At 71.8% G+C, this 19,918-nt stretch carries 18 protein-coding genes; 13 read left to right on the plus strand and 5 right to left on the minus strand.

Going from position 1 to position 19,918, the window contains the following annotated elements; translation table 11 throughout:
• Nucleotides 1-283 precede the first annotated feature (283 nt).
• A complete protein-coding gene (locus tag ACIQPR_RS00685; protein WP_403642800.1) occupies nt 284-2,674 on the minus strand; it encodes an endonuclease/exonuclease/phosphatase family protein in 2,391 nt (796 codons plus the stop codon).
• A 459-nt stretch (nt 2,675-3,133) separates the two neighbouring features.
• Between ACIQPR_RS00685 and ACIQPR_RS00690 the strand changes: the two genes are divergently transcribed.
• The gene (locus ACIQPR_RS00690) at nt 3,134-4,855 is read left to right on the plus strand and encodes a beta-ketoacyl-[acyl-carrier-protein] synthase family protein (RefSeq protein WP_403639820.1); all 1,722 of its coding nucleotides are present in this window, start codon (nt 3,134-3,136) and stop codon (nt 4,853-4,855) included.
• A 15-nt stretch (nt 4,856-4,870) separates the two neighbouring features.
• Here ACIQPR_RS00690 and ACIQPR_RS00695 read toward each other — a convergent pair whose 3' ends face one another.
• Nucleotides 4,871-5,962 (minus strand): Ku protein, encoded by a 1,092-nt coding sequence (locus tag ACIQPR_RS00695; protein ID WP_403639823.1) that lies wholly within the window; start codon nt 5,960-5,962, stop codon nt 4,871-4,873.
• Nucleotides 5,963-6,025: 63 nt separating this feature from the next.
• On the opposite strand from ACIQPR_RS00695, the gene ligD reads away from it, so the two are divergent.
• Nucleotides 6,026-6,922: a non-homologous end-joining DNA ligase gene (ligD, locus tag ACIQPR_RS00700; protein WP_403639825.1), complete on the plus strand. Its 897-nt coding sequence runs from the start codon at nt 6,026-6,028 to the stop codon at nt 6,920-6,922.
• 72 nt (nt 6,923-6,994) lie between these two features.
• Here the strand turns inward: ligD and ACIQPR_RS00705 are convergent, their stop codons facing one another.
• Entirely contained in the window at nt 6,995-7,798 is an 804-nt protein-coding gene (locus tag ACIQPR_RS00705; RefSeq protein WP_403639829.1) for a nuclease-related domain-containing protein, read from the minus strand.
• Nucleotides 7,799-7,894: 96 nt separating this feature from the next.
• Between ACIQPR_RS00705 and ACIQPR_RS00710 the strand changes: the two genes are divergently transcribed.
• The 7 genes from ACIQPR_RS00710 (at nt 7,895) to ACIQPR_RS00740 (ending at nt 14,443) form a co-directional block, all read left to right on the plus strand.
• Nucleotides 7,895-8,401 (plus strand): dual specificity protein phosphatase family protein, encoded by a 507-nt coding sequence (locus ACIQPR_RS00710; RefSeq protein WP_403639832.1) that lies wholly within the window; start codon nt 7,895-7,897, stop codon nt 8,399-8,401.
• A gap of 64 nt (nt 8,402-8,465) precedes the next feature.
• Complete coding sequence (locus tag ACIQPR_RS00715) at nt 8,466-9,203, plus strand: hypothetical protein (protein WP_403639835.1); 738 nt, start codon at nt 8,466-8,468, stop codon at nt 9,201-9,203.
• Nucleotides 9,200-10,498, plus strand: coding sequence for an ATP-binding protein (locus ACIQPR_RS00720; RefSeq protein WP_403639838.1), 1,299 nt, complete (start codon nt 9,200-9,202; stop codon nt 10,496-10,498). Before ACIQPR_RS00715 ends, ACIQPR_RS00720 begins: the two co-directional genes overlap by 4 nt.
• Nucleotides 10,499-10,541: 43 nt before the next feature.
• Nucleotides 10,542-11,003: an SH3 domain-containing protein gene (locus ACIQPR_RS00725; protein WP_403639841.1), complete on the plus strand. Its 462-nt coding sequence runs from the start codon at nt 10,542-10,544 to the stop codon at nt 11,001-11,003.
• Nucleotides 11,004-11,064: 61 nt separating this feature from the next.
• Nucleotides 11,065-12,429: an FtsW/RodA/SpoVE family cell cycle protein gene (locus tag ACIQPR_RS00730; RefSeq protein ID WP_403639844.1), complete on the plus strand. Its 1,365-nt coding sequence runs from the start codon at nt 11,065-11,067 to the stop codon at nt 12,427-12,429.
• A gap of 8 nt (nt 12,430-12,437) precedes the next feature.
• Complete coding sequence (locus tag ACIQPR_RS00735) at nt 12,438-13,898, plus strand: penicillin-binding transpeptidase domain-containing protein (protein ID WP_403642803.1); 1,461 nt, start codon at nt 12,438-12,440, stop codon at nt 13,896-13,898.
• A 44-nt stretch (nt 13,899-13,942) separates the two neighbouring features.
• Entirely contained in the window at nt 13,943-14,443 is a 501-nt protein-coding gene (locus ACIQPR_RS00740; RefSeq protein WP_403639847.1) for a DUF3291 domain-containing protein, read from the plus strand.
• Here the strand turns inward: ACIQPR_RS00740 and ACIQPR_RS00745 are convergent.
• Nucleotides 14,440-15,339, minus strand: coding sequence for an ADP-ribosylglycohydrolase family protein (locus ACIQPR_RS00745; protein WP_403639850.1), 900 nt, complete (start codon nt 15,337-15,339; stop codon nt 14,440-14,442). The two genes, ACIQPR_RS00740 and ACIQPR_RS00745, sit on opposite strands and share 4 nt — an antisense overlap.
• 152 nt (nt 15,340-15,491) lie before the next feature.
• On the opposite strand from ACIQPR_RS00745, the gene ACIQPR_RS00750 reads away from it, so the two are divergent.
• From ACIQPR_RS00750 to ACIQPR_RS00765, 4 genes are all read left to right on the plus strand, one after another.
• A complete protein-coding gene (locus ACIQPR_RS00750) occupies nt 15,492-16,430 on the plus strand; it encodes a diiron oxygenase (RefSeq protein ID WP_403639853.1) in 939 nt (312 codons plus the stop codon).
• A 79-nt stretch (nt 16,431-16,509) separates the two neighbouring features.
• Nucleotides 16,510-17,157: a TetR/AcrR family transcriptional regulator gene (locus ACIQPR_RS00755; protein ID WP_403639856.1), complete on the plus strand. Its 648-nt coding sequence runs from the start codon at nt 16,510-16,512 to the stop codon at nt 17,155-17,157.
• Nucleotides 17,158-17,167: 10 nt separating this feature from the next.
• Nucleotides 17,168-17,494 carry a hypothetical protein gene (locus ACIQPR_RS00760; RefSeq protein ID WP_403639859.1) on the plus strand — a complete coding sequence of 109 codons (327 nt, stop codon included), beginning with the start codon at nt 17,168-17,170 and terminating at the stop codon, nt 17,492-17,494.
• A 103-nt stretch (nt 17,495-17,597) separates the two neighbouring features.
• Complete coding sequence (locus ACIQPR_RS00765) at nt 17,598-18,692, plus strand: C40 family peptidase (protein ID WP_403639862.1); 1,095 nt, start codon at nt 17,598-17,600, stop codon at nt 18,690-18,692.
• On the opposite strand, the gene ACIQPR_RS00770 is transcribed toward ACIQPR_RS00765, so the two are convergent.
• Complete coding sequence (locus tag ACIQPR_RS00770; protein WP_403639865.1) at nt 18,665-19,918, minus strand: styrene monooxygenase/indole monooxygenase family protein; 1,254 nt, start codon at nt 19,916-19,918, stop codon at nt 18,665-18,667. The genes ACIQPR_RS00765 and ACIQPR_RS00770 overlap by 28 nt on opposite strands.

Below are 19,918 nucleotides of genomic sequence, written 5' to 3' on the forward strand. Positions count from 1 at the left end.
GCTGTACCGCGGGCTGTGCGGTGTGCGGGTGGCGGCCTGTTGGCCGCACACCCACACCTTCTCCACCGCGTCGGCGCGATATGGGCGATACGTGGATCGTGTTACGGGTCAGTGGCGTTTCCGTGATTGTCGCCTGTAGCGTCCATTTATGCGTGTGATGCACCAGGTTGACGCCACTGATCCTTGGGGGCACTGACCCGAGGCCCGTGATCGCCACGGTGCGCCACCCCGGGTCCGGCGCGGTCGTCACCCGAAAGTGGGTAACGACCGCCGGTCCCATTCCTCAGTGCCTGCCGCATTTCGACACGTCGACGCGCACGATCTGCGGATCGTGGTCGCTCGCCTGGTCCGCGAACTCCGCGTTGATGTGGACGACGTCGTAGGTGAAGGACGTCACCGCGGGGCTGGTGAGGATGTGGTCCAGGGTCTGGGAGTTGCCGTCGTAGACGTAGGTGTAGCGCTCGGCGGCGGGCAGGGTGGTGATCAGGGGCTTGAGGACCTTGCCGGCCGTCAGGGTGGTCACCGTCTGGGAGAACTCGTAGTCGTTCAGGTCGCCGAGGACGATCGCCTTGGCGTTCCGGTCCGCCGCGAGCAGGGACTTGACGAAGGTGTTGACCTCCGCGGCCTGGGCCGCGCGCTGGGTCTCCGAGCTGCGGGCCGGGGGCTGGTAGCGGCCGTGGATCGGCTGGTCGCCGCCCTTGGAGATGAAGTGGTTGGCGATGACGAAGACCTGCTCGCCCTGGAAGGTGAACTCGCCGACCAGGGGCTTGCGGCTGTTCTCCCAGGCCGAGTTGGTCGGGTCGATGCGGCCCGGGGAGTAGGTGAGTTCGACGCCCTTGCGGGTCTTGACCACGCTCGTCGCGGTGGTCGCGTCGCCGCCCTTGTGGTCGGTGAAGGAGACCCGCTTGGGGTTGAAGAGGAAGACCTGGCGGATGTTGCCGCCGGGCTCGCCGCCGTCCGCGTTGTTCGTCGGCGAGATGTAACGCCACTGGTAGGCCGGGCCGCCGGCCGCGCGGACCGCGTCCGTGAAGCGCTTCAGGGTGCCCTCGGCCGTCACCGTGCCGTCGTTGGTCGCGCCGTTGTCGTCCTGGATCTCCTCCAGGGCCACGATGTCGGGCGAGTTGAGGTTGACCGCGACGCCCTCGGCGAGCCGGTCGAACTTCTCCTGGGTGTCGAGCGCGTCCAGGTTCTCCACGTTGTACGTGGCGACCGCCAGCTCGTCCTTCTTCTGACGGCGGGTCACCTCCCGCTTCAGGCCCTTGTCGACGAGGGTGCCGAGCTGGGTGGCCTGGACGTTGTAGCCGCCGTAGGTGGAGTAGTCGAGGGGGCCGGTGGTCGTGCCTGACAGTTCGTCACCCACGTTGGCGGCGGGGAACGTCGACGTCGTGTCGAGCGACATCACCTCGATACGGCCGGTGTTGGGCTGGTCGTAGGAGGAGTACAGGGTGCCGCCGCGGGGCGTGGGGTTCTCGTTCGGCTTGACCGTGACCCACAGTTCGCCGTACGCGTCGCTCGCGCCGACCACGCGGGCGTCGGCGAAGGTGACCCGCATGCCCTCCAGGGATTCGAAGAAGTCCTGGGCGTAGACGGTGGGTTGGAGCGCGAGGGACTCGATGCTGCCGCCGGACGCGGTGGGGATGTAGGCGTCGGGGATCGAGGTGGCGTCCAGGGTCACCGCGTCCGGCAGGGCGTTGCCGCTGGAGAGGACCGTGGCGGTCGGGGCGGTGATCTCGGTGTTGGACTGGCTGGTGCTGCTCGGGTAGTACTCGCTGACCTTGCCGGTGACCAGGACCGAGTCGCCGACCGTCACCGTGGGCTTGGCGGAACCGGTGTAGACGAACACGGCCTCGCTGGTGCGCGGGTCGGTGTCGGGGGTCGGGTCCTGGATCCAGTAGCCGAGCGAGCCGCTGCCGCGGACGCCGGTGACGATTCCCGGGACCCGGGTGACCGTCTGGCCGGCGTACGGCGAGAGGCGGGTGGTGCCCTGGATGTCGTGGACGCGGACCGTGCCGGGGTCGGTCGGCGAGCCGCCGTCGCCCCCGCCGTCACCGCCTCCGTCGCCCGAACCGGGCGTCTGGCCCGCCGAGTTGACCGGTGACGGGGTGCCCGCGGTGAAGTCGGCCGCGTTGTCGTCGGTGTCGGCGAGCGAGTCGGCGCGCGAGACGGACGCGGTGTTGGAGGCGCCGGTGGCCGGGCCGCTGCCCTCGCGGACGACCGCGGTGCCGTAGCCCGCGAGGTCGACGATCCGGGTGTCGGCCGCGCAGTCGGCGGCGGTCTTGCAGGTCAGCGCGGTGGTGCCGGAGACCAGGGCGATCGTGCCGGTGGTGGCGCTCATGGCGATCGAGCCGCTGGCGTCGGTGGTGGGCAGCGCGGTGGTGCCGCCGCTGCCGGTGCCCTCGCCGACGAGGTAACGGGCGCCGGGGGCGATCGCGCCGGTGAGGGCGGTGACCTGCCAAGTGGAGCCGGAGGAAGGCGAACCGGGCAGGTACTGCACGCTGTAGCCCGACAGGTCGTAGGCGGTGGAACCGGCGTTGCCGAGCTCCACGAAGTCCCGGGTCAGGGTCGCCCCCGAGTTGCCCCCGCCGCCGTACACCTCGGTGATCACCGCCGAGGCGGAGGGAGTTGCGGACGCGCTGGGCAAAGAGGTGAAGGCGAAGGCTCCCGCCGCGCCCACCGAGACGATCGAGCAGGCGGTGCGACGGGCGCGGGATCTGCGCCCTTCAGGTCTGGACACGCTGGCGGTCTCCTCGTACTTCGTGTAGCTGCCGATACCGGTGCCTGTGGGGAGTCGGCTCAAGTTACGCGCGTAGAAAGAGAGTTGCCAGAGGGCCTCGCGTTAAATCCAGGGAACAAGTGGGGGCGGGGGCGGCGAGCGCGGCCCCGAAAGTGACCTTCCACACATGAGTCCGGTGATCGAGTCGGGCAACTCGGTTCATTCCGGCGGGCCTTGAGGGCTTTCGGGTCGCGAGTGGTTCAGTGTTCAACCGTGGCTTTTTCCTGTTTCGTCCAGTTCACTCGGGATGGTTTCCAACGCACCATAAATCCGTTACGAGCACAAGGAGTGTGCAGAGGTATGCCCAATTCGCCTTATTCATCGGATCGTTCGGCGGAGATTCCGTTCGCTCCGCACCCGGTGAGCGCCGCCGAGGTCATCCCGGGTGATCTGATCGCGCTGACCCCGGACGACGCCGAACGCGCCTGCTGGTACGTCGTGATGCACACGCTGCCCGAGACCCCGGAGACGATCCGGCTGGCCCTGCGTCCGCCGCTCGGCGGGGCCGACCGGGACGAGACGCTCGGGCGGAACCTGCGCGTCACCGTCGCCTGCCACCGGATGGACGTCGGGGCGATCCCCCGCCTCGACTCCGACGAGCTGGGCACGGTCGAGTTCCGCGACGGCGACCGGGTGACCTCGCTGCGGGTCGTCGATCCGCACGCCGACGAGGTGTCGTACGAACGGCGTTGGGGGGTCTGGCACCGGGAGCTGGACGGAGCGGCGGGAGAGGTCGCGACCGATGCCGAGGTCCGCGGCTGGGGCGACCCGGAGTCGGTCGTACGGCATCGGCCGCGGCCGGAGCGGGACGCGGGCGCGGTCGTGCGGGAGCCGCGGCGGGTGGTGGTCACCGGACTCGGGGCCGTCACACCGCTCGGGCTCGGGGTGGGCGAACTGTGGCGGGGCCTGCTCGACGGCCGGCACGGGATACGGGAACTGGACGGGGAGGAGTTCGCGGAGCTGCCCGTGCGGGTGGCCGGGACCGTGCCCGTGGACCCGGCGGAGCTGCTGCCCCGGGCGGCGGCTCGGCGGATGAACCGGGCCGCGCAGTTCGCGGTGCTCGCCGCGCGGGAGGCGTGGACCGACGCCGGGTTCGTGGCGGGCGGCACGCGGGAGAGCGGGCTCGCTCCGGAGCGGGTCGGGGTCAGTCTCGGGACGATCCTCGGCGACGCGTCCGTCCTCGTCGGCGGCGACCGCAAGTTGCGCGAGAAGGGCCCGCGCGCGGTCTCCCCGCTCACCACCCCCATGACCGTGCCCTCGCAGGCCGCGTCCCAGGTCTCCCTCGATCTGCACATCACCGGCGAGGCCCGCACGGTCACCGCCGCGTGCGCCTCCGGCACGGAGGCGATCGGGGCGGCCATCGACCGCATACGGTACGGCCGGGTCGACATCGCCCTCGCGGGCGGGGCCGAGGCGGTCGTCACGCCGGCGATCATGGCGTCGTTCGCCGCGATGCGGGCGCTGTCGACGCACGGGCCCGCGGACGGTTCGTCGCCGTCACGGCCGTTCGGCAAGGACCGGGACGGGTTCGTGAACGGGGAGGGCGCGGGGGTGCTCGTCCTGGAGGCCGAGGAGCACGCACGTGCGCGTGGGGCGCGGATCTACTGCGAGGCCGCCGGGTGGGGGCTGTCCGCCGACGCCCATCACATGGCGGCGCCCGATCCGTCCGGGGCCGGGGTCGCGCTCGCCGTGCGACGGGCGGTGCGGGACGCGGGCGGGCATGTCGTGGACGTCGTCCATGTGAACGCCCATGCCACGGCGACGGTGGAGGGTGACCTCGCGGAGGCGGAGGCACTGCGCGCCGTGTTCGGGCGGCGGGCCGTGCCCGTCACCGCGCTCAAGGGGCACCTCGGGCATCTTCAGGGAGCGGCCGGCGGGGTCGAGGCCGTGGCCACGGCGCTCACGCTGCACCACGGGGTGGTGCCGCCGACCGTGGGAGGCGGGGAGTCGGACGACGCGTTGGGGCTGGACGTGGTGGTGGGGGTGCCTCGGGAGGTGCCGGGGGACGGGGACCTGGCGTTGAGCAATTCGTTCGGGTTCGGGGGGCACAACGCGGTGTTGGCGCTGCGGCGGATGGAGTGACACACCCCGGACCGCTCAAGCGGTTCGTTTGCGGGGCGTCGCCTTCTTCGCCGGGGCCGCCTTCTTCGCCGCCGCCGTCGATGCCGTCGTCGTTGTCGATGTTGTTGTCGATGTCGATGTCGATGTCGATGTCGTCGTCTTCTTCGTGCTCCGCGTCGGCTTCTTGGTCGAGGAAGTGGATGCGGCGGTCTTCTTCGCCGCTGTCGCCTTCTTCGTCGTTCTCGATGTCGTTTTCCTGGCCGTGGTCTGTTTCGGGGGCGTGCGCGACGAGATGGGTGTGACCTCGGCCTTCGCCGGTGCAGCCGTGTCCGCCGGTTCCGTGGCGCGGGACTGCTTCGCCTCGCGGACGCTCTTCTCCAGGGCCGCCATCAGGTCCAGGACCTTGCCGCTGCGGGCCGGGGCCGGGGAGTCCGCGGGCCGTTCGCCGGAGGCCTTGGCCGTGATCATCTCCTCCACCGCCTCGCGGTAGTCGTCGTGGAGGTCGGCGAGGTCGACCTCGCCCAACGTGTCCATCAGGGCGTCCGCGAGGTCGAGTTCCTTGTCGCGGACGGTGACGCCCGTGTCGGGGGCCACGCCCTCGGGGGCCCGGATCTCGTCCGGCCAGAGCAGGCCGTGCATCGCGATCACGTCGTCCACCACCCGCAGCATGCCCAGGCGTTCCCGGCCCCGCAGGGCGTACTTCGCGATGGCCACCTTCCGGCTGCGTTTCAGCGCCTCGCGCAGCAGGGTGTACGGCTTGGCGGCGGGGACGCCGTTCGCGGAGAGGTAGTAGGCCGCGTCCATCTGGAGCGGGTCGATCCGGTCGGCCGGGACGAACGCCACGATCTCGATCGTCTTCGCGGTCGGGATCGGCAGCTGCGCCAGGTCCTCGTCCGTGATCGGGATCATCGTGCCGTCCGCGTCCTCGTACGCCTTGCCGATCTCGGCCTGGGCGACCTCGCGGTCCTCCAGTTCGCAGACCTTGCGGTAGCGGATACGGCCGCCGTCCTCGGTGTGGATCTGGCGGAAGGAGACGGAGTGGCTCTCGGTCGCGTTCACCAGCTTGATCGGGATGCTGACCAGGCCGAAGGAGATGGCGCCGTTCCATATGGATCGCACCTGCCGCACCCGCCTTCCGATTCCGGCTCACACCATGTCCGGTTCATCATGATTCCGTGGGATTCTCATCGTATGACGCCGATCACAGAGGTGGAGGGGCGAAGGCTCGCGCTCAGCAATCTGGAGAAGGTGCTGTACCCGGCGGACGGCTTCACCAAGGGCGAGGTCCTGCACTACTACGCCACGACCGCCGAGGTCCTGCTGCCGCATCTGCGGGACCGGCCGCTGTCCTTCCTGCGGTACCCGGACGGGCCGGACGGTCAGGTGTTCTTCGCCAAGAACGTGCCGCCCGGTACGCCCGAGTGGGTCACCACGGCCGAGGTGCCGAGGTCGGAGGGGCCGGCCCGGATGGTGCTCGTGCAGGACCTGGCGTCCCTGATGTGGGCGGCGAACCTCGTCACCGAGTTCCACACCCCGCAGTGGGTGATCGAGGCGCCCGGTCGCGCCGACCGGCTGGTCCTCGACCTCGATCCGGGGGCGCCGGCGACGGTGGTGCAGTGCTGCGAGGTCGCGGTGTGGCTGCGGGAGCGGCTGGCGGCGGACGGGATCGAGGCGTACGTCAAGACGTCCGGGGCGAAGGGGCTGCATCTGCTGGCGGGGGTGGAGCCGGTGCCGTCGGAACGGGTCGTCGAGTACGCGAAGGAGCTCGCGGTGGAGGCGGAGAAGGCGCTGCCCCGGCTCGTCGTGCACCGGATGACGCGGAGTCTGCGGCCGGGGAAGGTGTTCGTCGACTGGAGCCAGAACGCGGCCCGCAAGACGACGGCGACCCCCTACACTCTGCGGGCGCGCCCCGAGCCGAGCGTGTCGGCGCCGGTGACCTGGGAGGAGGTGGAGGCGTGCGGGTCCGCGCGTCAACTCACCTTTCTCGCAACGGAGATGGGGGTACGGCTGCGGGAACACGGCGATCTGCTGGCGCCGTTGCTCGACGCGGGGCGGGCCGGGACGGTGCCTCGACTCACCCTGCCTTGACTCACCCTGCCTTGACTCACCCTGCCTTGACTCACGCCGCCTCGACTCATCCCGCCTTGATTCTCGCCCCCGTCACACCTTCCCCCACGTGTGCCGGTCCCGGGCCATCGCGTGCAGCGCCTCCACGTCCGCCGGCTTCAACACCCCTCCCGTCCTTGCCAGTCCGGGCAGTTCCGAGTCCTGGAGCACCCGGACCTCGCGGAGCGGGGTCGTCACCGTGAGGGTGGCGGGGCCGACCAGGGCGAGGACCGGGCGGACCTCCGCGGTGAGCGCGTAGGCGGCGCGGTCGGCGTCGGCGCGGACCCGGCGCAGGAGCGGGAGCGGGTCGCGACGGCCGAGGGCGACCATGGGGTCGGCGATCCTGACCCGCTGCTTACGGGCGTACAGCGTGTGGACGGCGAAGAGGCCGCCGGGGCCGATCACCAGGTGGTGGAGGCGGTCGCCGCCGGGCAGCGGGATCGAGTGGAGGGTGTGCCAGCCCGCGCCGTCGAGCGCGTCCAGGGCTTCGCCGACGGTCTGTTCGGCGGTCAGGTCGCGGCGGCGCCGGTCGGGGCGGAGCCGGTGCTGCGGGCCGGGGTCCCGGTCGAGGGCGAGGTGGAGCGCCTCGCCGGGGCGGTTGGGGGCGAGGTCGTCGTCGGGGTGGAGGGTGAGCCGCGCGAGTTCCGCGGGTGTCGGCACCGGCGGCGGTCCGATGGTGACCGGGCCGGTGAGGAAGGGACCGAGGGCGTGCAGCACGTCCTCCCTGCGGTCCTCGCTCAGCAGGTTGATCCGGGCCGCCTCCCGGTCGTACCAGGCGACGTTCCTTCCGTCCGTGTGACAGACGTACAGCCGTTCCTGACCATGGCGCCAGGTCGGTACGACGCGGAGTCCAGTCATGCGCCATCACCCCTCGACCATGGGAACAGGCGGGGTGCTCAAGGGGCAAGAACCCGGTTACCTTTGGGTCAGTCGCTGGGGCTTGGGGAGGCGCCGTTGCGGACGCGCAGGAGGCAACCCGACGTACCCGCTCCGGACAGTCCGTGGAGCGAGATCGTCACCGGTCTGTGGATGGGCGGGCACGAGTTCAGGGGGCGCTCCGGGCAACGGGAGTTCGCGGTGGTGCGGGACGAGTTCGACCTCGTCCAGACGCTGCTGCGGCTGCCGGGGCACGGGCCCGACTCCGGCGTCGAGCACCATGTGTGGCCGATTCCGGACGGGCCGCTGGACGGGACGCAGCTGGCGGGCGTGATGCGGCTGGCCCGCGCCGCGTGCGACGCGCTGGACGACGGGCGGAAGGTCCTCGTCCGCTGCTACCACGGCTACAACAGGTCGGGACTGGTCGTCGCGCACGCGCTGGTCCGGCGCGGCTGCCCGGCCGAGGAGGCGATCCGGCTGATCCGCACCCGCCGCTCGCCGTGGGCGCTGCACAACGAACTGTTCGTGGAGTATCTGCGGGCGGGGCTGTCCACGGCCCGGCTGCTGGAGGAGCTGGCCGAGTAATCGTTTCGCCCGTCCCGGTGACCGGCATGAACAAAAAGGACTTCCGTACGAATAGGGTGTACGCGTGCCGCTCTGTCGTCCCCTCCGCACCACCGCCGTCGTCGCCCTGCTGCTCGCGACCGCGGTGGCCTGCGGCGACACCGGCGCGCTGCGCGGCGCGGGCGCGACCCCGACGGCGACCAGCCCCGCCCGGCTCTGGCCGGATCTGTCCCCCGCCGCCTCCCCCGTCTACGACTTCGACGAGGCCGACACCCAGACCGTGCGGGGCGTCACCGTCCCCGGGAACGACATCCGCGCGGTCGATCCGATCGCCGTCGTACGGGCCGAGATCGCCGCGAACCCGGGCGACTACGACGGCTCCAAGGCGCCGTACCGGGGAACCGCCGAGCTGATCGGCGACTGTGCGAAGGGCGGGGACCGGAGCAAATGCCCCGTCCTCAAGCCGTACTACCGCGATCTCACCGGCGACGGGCGCGACGACCTCACGCTCGGCTTCCGGCTGCTGCCCACCAGCATGACCGCGGTGCGTGTCTACACCGTCGAGAACCACCGGCTGGTGCAGGTCATGGCCAACGACGACGCGGTGAGCGGGGTCGAACTGGCCGGGCGTTCGGTGATCATCCGCTCGCCGTCCGAGCTGGCGGGGTACGAGTACCGCGTGCAGTGGACCTGGGACGCCGACCAGAAGGCGATGCTGCTGACCCACGACGAGTTCCTGCGCACGGGCAGCCGCAAGCACGGGGTCCGCCGTGCGACGCCCACGCCCGTGCCGGCCACGCCCAGCCCCTCGGCGACCTCGTGACGGGGCTCGCGCTGCCCCGGTGGGCCGGGACCCTCGCCTTCAAGGCCGCCGTGTTCATCACCGTGATGTGCTGCGCGCTGGCCGCCCTGCTCGGTGTGCTCGTGCATGTGTCGGTGACCGACCGGACCGTGGGCCAGGCCCGTCAGCTGGCGCTCGCGCGGCTGCACACGGCGACGGCGCAGTACGAGGCGGGGGACTCGCTCCTGCACGGCGCTAGCCTCGGCCCTGCGGAACTGCCCGCACCGCTGCGGCGGTTGGCGGCGGCCGGGGACCGGGGCACGATGGTCGGCAAGCGCCACGGGCGCCCCACGATGTGGGCGGCGGGACCGGCCGACGGCGGGCGGGTGCTGGCCGTGGCGGTGGACTACTCGCAGGGGGCGGACACCATCGCCGGGCTCGACCGGGCGATCGTGTGGTCCTCGGCGCTGGCCATCGGGGCGACCCTGCTGGTCGGGGCGTTCGCGGTGACCCGGGTGACCCGGCGGCTGCACGGCACCGCGCAGGTGGCCCGGCGGATCAGCTCCGGCGACCTGGACGCGCGGGTCGACGATCCCCGTACGAAGGACGTGACCCGGCCGCAGGACGAGGTGGCCGCGGTGGCCGCCGCGCTCGACACGATGGCCTCCTCGCTCCAGGGCAGGCTGCTGACCGAGCAGCGGTTCACGGCGGACGTGGCGCACGAGCTGCGCACTCCGCTGACCGGGCTGCACGCGGCGGCCGAACTGCTGCCGCCGGGGCGGCCGACCGAGCTGGTCCGGGACCGGGTGGCGGCGCTGCGCACCCTCACCGAGGACCTGCTGGAGATCTCCCGCCTCGACACCCGGCGGGAGAAACTGGAGCTGGGCACCGAGCAGTTGGGGGCGGTGGCCGAGCGCGTGGTGCGGGCGTCGGGGACGGACACCGAGGTCAGGGTCGTCCGGGACGAGTGGGTGGAGACGGACCGGCGGCGACTGGAGCGGGTGCTCGGGAATCTGGTCGCCAACGCGCACCGGCACGGGCGGGGGCCGGTGGTGGTGACGGTGGACGGGCCGGTGGTGACCGTGCGGGACCACGGGGACGGGTACCCGGCCTATCTCGTCGAGCACGGGCCGCAGCGGTTCCGGACGGAGGGCGGTGCCACCGGGCACGGGCTGGGGCTGACCATCGCGCTGGGGCAGGCGGAGGTGCTGGGGGCGCGGCTGGAGTTCGCCAACGCGGCGGGCGGCGGGGCGCTGGCCGGCCTGACACTGCCTCGGCGACCGGGGCCCGGCCCTGATGGCGCAGCGTGGGAAGCGCCCCACCCGAACCCCTCCTAATGTGGCGATTAGTCAGCTTCGCCCCCTTTCTGGAGGTACCCCCATGTCCCTCAGCCTCTCCCTCCGCCGTCTTGGCATAGCGGTCGCCGCCGGTGCGCTCGTGACCGCCGCCGCCGTCACACCCGCCATGGCCGACGACGAGTGGGGCGACGACGACCCGGGCGTCAGCCGCCCGCAGGACGACGACGGCTGGAACCAGCGCGGCGACGAGGACTCCGACGGACGCGGCGACCACAACCAGAACCAGCACGGCGACCACAACGACAACCCGCGCCTGTACCGGGGCGTCGTGACGGCGAGCGAACTGGCCCTGCGCTCCCGGCCGGACCGCGGCAGCAGGATCATCCGGTACGCCTACCGCGGCGAGCGGGTGTCGATCTTCTGCAAGACCAACGGCTCCAACGTCCAGGGCAACCACCTCTGGTACCTGCTCACGGACGGCACCTGGGCCTGGGGTTCGGCGCGCTACATCGACAACATCGGTCCCGCCCCCCGCTGGTGCTGACGGGCGAGACACACTCGCCACCCAAGGCACACAAGCCGCCCTATTTGGGTAAGTTCCGGACATGACCAACGCCGGAACCACCGTCACAGCGGACCTTCCCACACCCGCTGTACGCCTCCCCCGGCGCCGTGGCATCGAACTCGCCCTCATCGTCGTGGCCGTACTCCTGTCCGTGTACGGCTACTGCGCTGTCGGTCTGGCCAAGAACGGCACGGTCCCGCCCGGCGCCGCCGGCTACGGCGCCGGGCTCGGCGTCCTGGCCCTGCTCGCCCACCTCGCGGTGCGGCTGCGGGCCCCGGACGCCGATCCGCTCCTGCTGCCGATCGGGGTGCTCCTCAACGGCCTCGGTCTGGTCCTGATCTACCGGCTCGACCTGGAGACCCCGGGCGACCGGGCGGCCCCCACCCAGCTCGTGTGGTCCACCCTGGGCGTGACCCTCTTCATCGTCGTGGTCGTCGCCCTGCGGGACCACCGCGTGCTCCGGCGCTACGCCTACGTGTCCGTGGCCGCCGCGCTCGCGCTCCTCACCCTCCCGGTCCTCTTCCCGGCCGTGAACGGGGCCCGGATCTGGATCCGGATCGCCGGATTCTCCATCCAGCCGGGCGAGTTCGCGAAGGTGCTGCTGGCGATCTTCTTCGCCGCGTACCTCGCGGCCAACCGCACCGCGCTCACCCACGCCGGCCGCCGCGTGTGGCGCCTGACGTTCCCCACCGGCCGGGTGCTCGGCCCGATCGTCACGATCTGGCTGCTGAGCGTGGGCGTCCTGGTCCTGGAACGCGACCTGGGCACCTCGCTCCTCTTCTTCGGCCTGTTCGTGACCCTCCTCTACGTCGCCACCGGCCGCACCGGCTGGATCGCGGTCGGTCTGCTGCTGGCCGCCCTCGGCGCGGTCGCGGTCGGCCGCCTCGAACCGCACGTGCACAGCCGGGTGCTGGACTGGCTGCACCCCTTCGCGTCGATCGACGCGGGCCAGGGACCCAACCAACTCGCCCAGTCCCTCTTCGCGTTCGCGGCCGGCGGCATCCTCGGCACGGGCCTGGGCCGCGGCCACTCGATCCTCATCGGCTTCGCCGCGAAGTCGGACTTCATCCTGGCCACGGCGGGCGAGGAACTGGGCCTGGCCGGCCTCTCCGCGATCTTCATCCTCTACGGCCTGCTCGTGGAGCGCGGCTACCGGGCGGGCCTCGCCCTGCGCGACCCCTTCGGCCGGCTGCTCGCGGTCGGCCTCGCCTCGATCGTCGCGCTCCAGGTGTTCGTGATCGCGGGCGGGGTGACGGGGCTGATCCCGCTCACCGGCATGGCGATGCCGTTCCTCGCCCAGGGCGGCTCCTCGGTCGTCACCAACTGGGCGATCGTGGCCCTGCTGATCCGGGTCAGCGACTCGGCCCGCCGCCCGTGCGACTACGCCGTCGAGGTGGCAGCGTGACCGACTCCATGACCCGCCACATCCGCCTCGCGGCGGCCTTCTGCACCCTGCTCCTGCCGGCCCTGCTGGTGAACGCCACCCGCGTCCAGGTCTTCCGGTCCGGGACCTACGACGACAATCCCGCCAACCGCCGCCAGACCATCGCCCGTTACGACCAGCCGCGCGGCGCCATCCTCGTCGGCGGCAGGCCGGTCACCGGCTCCCGCGACTCCGGCGAGCAGCTCCGCTACGAACGGACGTACAAGGACGGCCCGTTGTACGCCCCGGTCACCGGGTTCGCCTCGCAGGAGTACGGCACGACGTTCCTTGAGCACTCCGAGGACGGCATCCTCTCCGGCAGCGACGAGACGCTCTCGCCGTTCCCGCTGTGGAACGACCTGACCCGCGCCCAGAACCCCGGCGGCAACGTCGTCACCACCCTCGACCCGGCCGCGCAGAAGGCCGCCTACGACGGACTCGGCACCCGCACGGGCGCGGTCGCCGCGATCGAACCGTCCACCGGCCGCGTCCTCGCCCTGGTCTCCACCCCTTCCTACGACCCCGGGGTCCTGTCGGGCAACGGCCGTACCGCGAACCGCGGTTGGGCCCGGCTGAACGCCGACCCGGACAAGCCGATGCTCAACCGGGCGGTACGGCAGACCTATCCGCCGGGTTCGACGTTCAAGGTGGTCACCGCGGCGGCGGCGCTGGACGCGGGGGTGGTGACGGACCTGGACGCGGCGACGAGATCGCCCGACCCGTACACCCTGCCCGGCACCTCGACGACCCTCACCAACGAGGGCGACGGCTGCGCGGACGCGCCGCTGCGCTCGGCCTTCGAGTGGTCGTGCAACACGGTGTTCGCGAAGCTGGGCGTGGATGTCGGCGTGCGGAACATGAGCGGCACCGCGGAGGCGTTCGGCTTCAACGACACCGGGGTGCGGATCCCGTTCGCCGTCTCCCCCAGCACCTTCGACACCTCGGTGGACAAGGCCCAGTTGGCGCTGTCGTCGATCGGGCAGTACAACACGCGGGCCACGCCCTTGCAGATGGCGATGGTCGCGGCGGCGGTCGCGAACGGCGGGCAGGTGCGGCAGCCGTACCTCGTGGAGCGGACGACGCGGCGGGGCGGCGAGACGGTGTCGGCGGCCGGACCCTCCCGCCCCGTCCGGCAGGCCATGCATCCCGCGACGGCCGTACAGATGCGGGAGTTGATGGAAGACGTGGTCACCGAGGGCACCGGCACGAACGCGGCGATCCCCGGCGCCACGGTCGGCGGCAAGACCGGTACCGCGCAGCACGGCATCGGCAACTCCGGTACGCCGTACGCCTGGTTCGTGTCCTGGGCGCAGGGCGAGCGGGACATGGAGCCGAAGGTGGCGGTCGCGGTGGTGGTGGAGGACGCGTCGGCGGACCGCTCGGACATCAGCGGCGGCGGGGACGCGGCACCGATCGCGAAGGCGGTGATGAAGGCGGTGCTCGGCCTGTGAGACGGGGGGTGTCACGGACCGGCCGCCCGACCTACCGTCCGGTCATGACCGAAACGTCGACAGTACCCGCGTACGAACTCGCCCAGGTCAACATCTCCCGCCTCCAATTCCCGCTCGACTCACCGGAGTTGAAGGACTTCGTGGACGCCCTCGACCCTGTGAACGCCGTCGCCGACGCGGCCGAGGGCTTCGAGACCGGCAACGCGACCGACGTCCCCGTCCTCGGCGACGACTGGCTGATCGTCAACATGTCGGTGTGGCGCGACACGAACACGCTGACCGCGTTCATGTACCAAGGGCAGCACCGGGAGTTGATGGCCCGGCGCCGTGAGTGGTTCGAGCGGATCCGGGAGGCGATGACGGCCCTGTGGTGGGTCCCGGCGGGCCACCGGCCGACCGTGGCGGAGGCCGAGGACCGTCTCCTGCATCTGCGGGCCCACGGCCCGACCCCGTACGCGTTCACGTTGCGGACCTCGTTCCCGGCACAGGGGGCCGGGCCGGTGGGACCGGTCGACATCCCGGAGGGGCTGGGCTGTTCGGTCTAGGTCCCGGCCCCGGGCAGGGGCTCGCGGCGCCGCAGCCAGTCGTCCGGCACGCCGTCGAGTCCCGTCCGGGCGGCCACGATGCCGCCGGTGATGGCGCAGGTGGTGTCGACATCGCCGAAGCCCTCGGCGGTGGACCACAGGGCGGCGGTCAGGTCGTCCGGGTGGCGGGCGGCGGACCAGACGGCGAAGGGGACGGTGTCGTCGGCGCGGATGCGCTGACCGTTGCCGAGCACGTCGGAGGCCCGCCAGGGTTCGGTGGCGAAGGGCACCTCGACGGCCCGCGCGAGCCCGTCCCGTACGGCGCTGTCGGGCGTCCGGGCCACCACCGCGCCCAGGGTCAGCTCCCGCCGGGCGGAGAGCGCCGCCGCGACGGCCACGGCGACCGCGCCGGCGATGCCCTCCGGGTGGGCGTGGGTGACCTCGGCGGACCGGGCCGCCTGTGTCACGACCCGGTCGAGGTCGTCGTGGAACCACGCGCCCAGCGGAGCGGCCCGCATCGCGGCGCCGTTGCCCAGGCTGCCCTGGCCGTCGAACAGTTCGCGCGCCAACTCCCGCCAGCGGTGCGGCTCCTGGAGCAGCAGGGGCAGCAACTGGTGCATTCCGTGGCCGTATCCCCGGGCCGGGTCGGCGTCGTAGCCGAGCGCGAAGGCGCGGGCGAGTGGCTCCTGCCGGATCTCGCCGTGTTCGTCGAGCACCCGGAGGATGCCGAGGGCCATCGCCGTGTCGTCGGTCCAGTGCCACTCCGGCTCCTGCGGGGTGCGCCGGGCGCGGACCTCGTCGTAGGCCCGGCGGGGTTCGCGGAAGAGCGGGAACCAGCGTTCGCCGAACGCGTCGCCCAGGGCCAGTCCTTCGAGGCTGCGGCGGGCGGGGGACAGGACCGGGGAGGGCGTGGACACGCCTGCACCGTACAGGCGGACGGCGCTTTCGCGCAGCGCCGGACCAACAAGTCCCGCGGGAGGGATTGACGAGCTTGCTGACAGGCAGTCTCATAAGAGTCCGGAGGATGTGACCCGAGGTAACACGCACTGATCCGCGAGGTGGAACAACCATGACGACCCTGACCGAAGCCGACGCGGTCGACGGGCTGCGCGACGCGCTCGGCCTGCTCAAGGACCGCGAGCAGGTGGCCGAGCGGCTGCTCGCCTCCTCCGCGAAGCACTCCTTCGACCCGGACAAGGAACTCGACTGGGACGCGCCCTTCGAGGACGGCAAGTGGTTCTGGCCGCCGGAACTGGTCTCCCTCTACGACACCCCGCTGTGGAAGCGGATGGGCGAGGAGCAGCGGATCCTGCTCTCGCAGCACGAGGCCGCGGCGCTCGCCTCGCTCGGCATCTGGTTCGAACTGATCCTGATGCAGCTGCTCGTGCGGCACGTCTACGACAAGGCGGCGACGAGCGCACATGTGCGCTACGCGCTCACCGAGATCGAGGACGAGTGCCGGCACTCCAAGATGTTCGCGCGGCTGATCTCCCGCGGCGAGACGCCCTGGTACCCGGTGAGCCGGGCCCACCAGAACCTGGGGCGGCTGTTCAAGACGATCTCCACCACGCCCGGTTCCTTCACCGCGACGCTGCTCGGGGAGGAAGTCCTCGACTGGATGCAGCGGTTGACGTTCCCGGACGAGCGGGTGCAGCCGCTGGTGCGGGGCGTGACCCGTATCCACGTGGTGGAGGAGGCACGTCATGTGCGGTACGCCCGCGAGGAGTTGAGGCGGCAGATGGTCACCGCGCCGCGCTGGTCGCAGGAGTTCACCCGGGTCACGTCGGGAGAGTTCGCGCGGGTCTTCTCCGTGGCCTTCGTGAATCCCGAGGTGTACACGAATGTGGGGCTCGACCGGCGGGAGGCCGTGGCCCAGGTGCAGGCCAGCGGGCACCGGCGGGAGGTCATGCAGAGCGGGTCGAAGAAGCTGACGGACTTCCTGGACGACATCGGGGTGCTGCGGGGAGTCGGGCGACGGCTGTGGAAGGCGTCCGGGCTGCTGGCCTGAGTCCAGCGGTCGTCGAGGGGTGCGGGGCACCGCGCGACCGGCCACAACGAACCCGCGCCCGCCCGACTAACCTGCACCCATGCCCCCAGCCACCCCCGCCTACCGCCGCCTGAACGTCGAGGAACGCCGCAGCCAGCTCCTCGAAGCCGCCCTCACCCTCTTCGCGCACCGCGCGCCCGAGGAGGTCTCCCTCGACGACGTGGCGGAGGCGGCCGGGGTCTCCCGCCCCCTGGTCTACCGGTACTTCCCGGGCGGCAAGCAGCAGCTCTACGAAGCCGCCCTGCGGTCCGCCGCCGAGGAACTCCAGCAGTGTTTCGACGAGCCGCGCGAAGGCCCGCTGCTCCCCCGCCTCGCCCGTGCCCTCGACCGCTACCTCGGCTTCGTCGACCAGCACGACGCCGGGTTCAGCGCGCTGCTCCAGGGTGGGAGCGTCGTGGAGACGTCCCGTACGACGGCCATCGTGGACGGGGTCCGGCGGGCCGCCGCCGTGCACATCCTCAGCCATCTCGGGGTCGCGGAGCCGGGCCCACGGCTGCGGATGACCGTACGGATGTGGATCACGGCCGTGGAGGCGGCCTCCCTCATCTGGCTCGACGAGGACAAGCAGCCGCCCGTCGGCGAACTGCGGGACTGGCTGGTCGAGCAGTTCGCGGCGGTGCTGACCGTGACGGCCCGGCGGGACCCGCAGACCGCCGGGCTTGTCCAGGCCCTCGCGGCGGATGGCTGACACTGGTGGCGTGAAGAGCGAAGAGACCCCCTTCGAGGGCGGCCCGATGGACGGGCGGTCCCTGCCGGTGCTGGTCGGCCCCACCGGGAACCCGCCCAAGACCTACCGCATCCCCGTCCCCGACGACGCCGGCGGCCCGCCCACGGTCCTGGTCTACCGCCGGGTCCCCCGCGCCCACAGCAAGCGGCTCGGTCTGCCCAAGGGCTGGAAGTACGCGTTCGACCCCGAGGGCGCGCGGCGCGGCGGCCCGCGCTGGCCGTGGTCCAGGCCGGAGCCCACAACGGATTCCGCACCGGACGCCACGCCGGGCGGCAAGCCGGACGACCCCCACGGGTGACCTCGTTGCGCCGAACCGCGCACACCCGGCGCGCGGACCCGGCGCCCCCGTCTGATGCTCACGATGCGGGGCGGAGGGGCCGCCGCGCACCGGAGGTGATGACGTGTCAGGAAGGCTTCTGCGTCTGGTCTGTACGGCGGCGGTGGCGGCCGGCACCGTCCTCGCACCGCTGCCCGCCACGGCCGTACCCGATCCGCGCGAACCCGGACAGCGGCCCGTGGCCGAGCTGCTGACGGATCTTCAGACGCTGTACCGGGACGCGGAACGGGCCACGGAGACCTACAACGCCACCGAGGAGAAGCTGCGGAAGCAGCGCGCGGAGGTCGACCGCCTCGACTCCGCGCTGGCCCGCGCCCGCCTCACCCTGCACGACAGCCGCGGCGCGGCCGGCCGACTGGCCCGCCAGCAGTACCAGAACAGCACCGCCATCTCGCCGTACGTACGCCTGCTGCTCGCCCACGACCCGCAGCACGCGCTCGACGAGGGCCATGTCATCGGCCAGTTGGCGCGCGAGCGGGCCGAGACGGTGGGCCGGCTCGTCGGCAGCGAGAAGAAGAGCGACGGCCTGGCCCGCGCGGCCCGCAAGGCGCTGGACACCCGACTCACCCTGGCCGCACGGCAGAAGAAGGACCAGGACGAGGTACGACAGCGGCTGGCCGACGTGGAGAAGCTCCTCGCCTCGCTCACCCCGGACCAACTCACCGCCCTGGCCGCCTTCGAGAAGTCCGACGTCGACAAGGCCCAGCAGAAGCTGGTCACTTCAGGGGCGCTCGGCACCGACGACCGCGAGCCCTCCCGCTCCGGCGACCGGGCCCTGCGCTACGCCGTCCAGCAGATCGGCAAGCCGTACGAGTGGGGCGCGGAGGGCCCCACGACCTACGACTGCTCCGGGCTGACCTCGCAGGCCTGGGACCACGCGGGCACCCCGATCCCGCGGACCAGCGAGGAGCAGTGGGCCCGGCTGCCGAGGGTCCCGCTGGACGAACTGCGCCCCGGCGACCTGGTGGTCTACTTCCCCGAGGCGACGCACGTGGCGTTGTACCTGGGCGCGGGCCAGGTGGTGCAGGCACCGCGCACCGGCGAGAAGGTCCAGGTGTCACCCGTGGCGTCGTACCCGATCCTCGGAGCCGTACGTCCGGATGCGCGCCCCGCCCGCGAGAGCGACGGCGGTCAGGCCCCGGCCACCGACGCCAGGTAGGCACCGGTCTTGTCGGGCTCGTAGAAGAAGTTCTCGAAGTCGGCCGGATCGTCGAAGCCGTTGGCGAACCGGTCCGCCACGGGCTGCAACTGCCCTGCCGCGCCGATGAGGTTGAGGATGTGCTCCGGCGGCGGCGAGAGCATCGCGTTGGTCCACTTGGTGACGTGCTGCGCGGTGTCCCAGTAGCGCTCGAACGTGGCGCGCATCCAGTCGCCGTCGAACTCCTTCTCGCCGTGTTCGAGGATCGACGCGAGGTACGAAGCGGCGCACTTGGCCGCGGAGTTGGAGCCCTGGCCGGTGATGGGGTCGTTGGCGACGACGACGTCGGCGACACCCAGGACCAGTCCGCCGCCGGGAAGCCGGCCGATCGGGTTGCGGACGGTCGGCGCGTAGCGGCCGGCCAACGTGCCGCCGGCGTCGGTGAGTTCGACGTTCCGCGCCCGGTCGTACTCCCAGGGCGTGAACTTCTCCATGAGTTCCAGGGTCAGCGAGAGGTGCTCGGCCGGGTCCTTGACGCCGACGAAGACGTCCAGCGGGCCGCCGGGTATGCCCTCCCAGAAGAGGATGTCGGCGCGGCCGGACGTGGTGAGCGTCGGCATGACGAACAACTCGCCCACGCCCGGCACCAGGTTGCAGCGCACCGCTTCGAAGTCCGGGTGCTCCGGGCGCGGGCCCAGTCCGTGGACGTAGGAGACCGCGAGCGCGCGCTGCGGCTCGGTGTACGGGGAGCGCTCCGGGTCGCGGGCGAACATCGACACCAGTTCGCCCTTGCCCGCCGAGACGAGGACGAGGTCGTAGGTGCGGGAGAAGTAGTCGAGGTCGCCGACCGCCGCGCCGTGGATGACCAGTTGGCCGCCGCGCTGGGCGAAGGTCTCCATCCAGCCGGCCATCTTGACCCGCTGGTCGACCGACTGCGCGTACCCGTCGAGCCTGCCCACCCAGTCGATCACGCGCTGCGTCGGCCCCGGGTCGTGCGAGCCGGGCGCGGCGACCGAGACGCCGAGTCCCTCGATCTTCGGGGCCTGGGACTCCCAGAAGTTGAGCTGGAGTTCGCGCTCGTGCCCCAGTGCCGTGGTGAACATGCACTGCGTCGACATGACCCGCCCGGAACGGATCTCGTCCGCCGTCCGGTTGGACATCAGGGTGACCTCGTACCCGTGCGACTGGAGTCCGAGGGCGAGTTGGAGCCCGGACTGACCGGCTCCGACGACGAGTATCTTCCGCAT

Origin of the sequence: Streptomyces sp. NPDC091280, from assembly GCF_044768565.1 — a bacterium.
Classification (GTDB): domain Bacteria; phylum Actinomycetota; class Actinomycetes; order Streptomycetales; family Streptomycetaceae; genus Streptomyces.

Coding starts and splice junctions, on each gene's coding strand:
- ACIQPR_RS00705 (WP_403639829.1), bottom strand. CDS start 7,798: ATGACTGGACTCCGCGTCGTACCGACCTGGCGCCATGGTCAGGAACGG.
- ACIQPR_RS00755 (WP_403639856.1), top strand. CDS start 16,510: ATGCCCCCAGCCACCCCCGCCTACCGCCGCCTGAACGTCGAGGAACGC.
- ACIQPR_RS00725 (WP_403639841.1), top strand. CDS start 10,542: ATGTCCCTCAGCCTCTCCCTCCGCCGTCTTGGCATAGCGGTCGCCGCC.
- ligD (WP_403639825.1), top strand. CDS start 6,026: ATGACGCCGATCACAGAGGTGGAGGGGCGAAGGCTCGCGCTCAGCAAT.
- ACIQPR_RS00735 (WP_403642803.1), top strand. CDS start 12,438: ATGACCCGCCACATCCGCCTCGCGGCGGCCTTCTGCACCCTGCTCCTG.
- ACIQPR_RS00770 (WP_403639865.1), bottom strand. CDS start 19,918: ATGCGGAAGATACTCGTCGTCGGAGCCGGTCAGTCCGGGCTCCAACTC.
- ACIQPR_RS00730 (WP_403639844.1), top strand. CDS start 11,065: ATGACCAACGCCGGAACCACCGTCACAGCGGACCTTCCCACACCCGCT.
- ACIQPR_RS00740 (WP_403639847.1), top strand. CDS start 13,943: ATGACCGAAACGTCGACAGTACCCGCGTACGAACTCGCCCAGGTCAAC.
- ACIQPR_RS00750 (WP_403639853.1), top strand. CDS start 15,492: ATGACGACCCTGACCGAAGCCGACGCGGTCGACGGGCTGCGCGACGCG.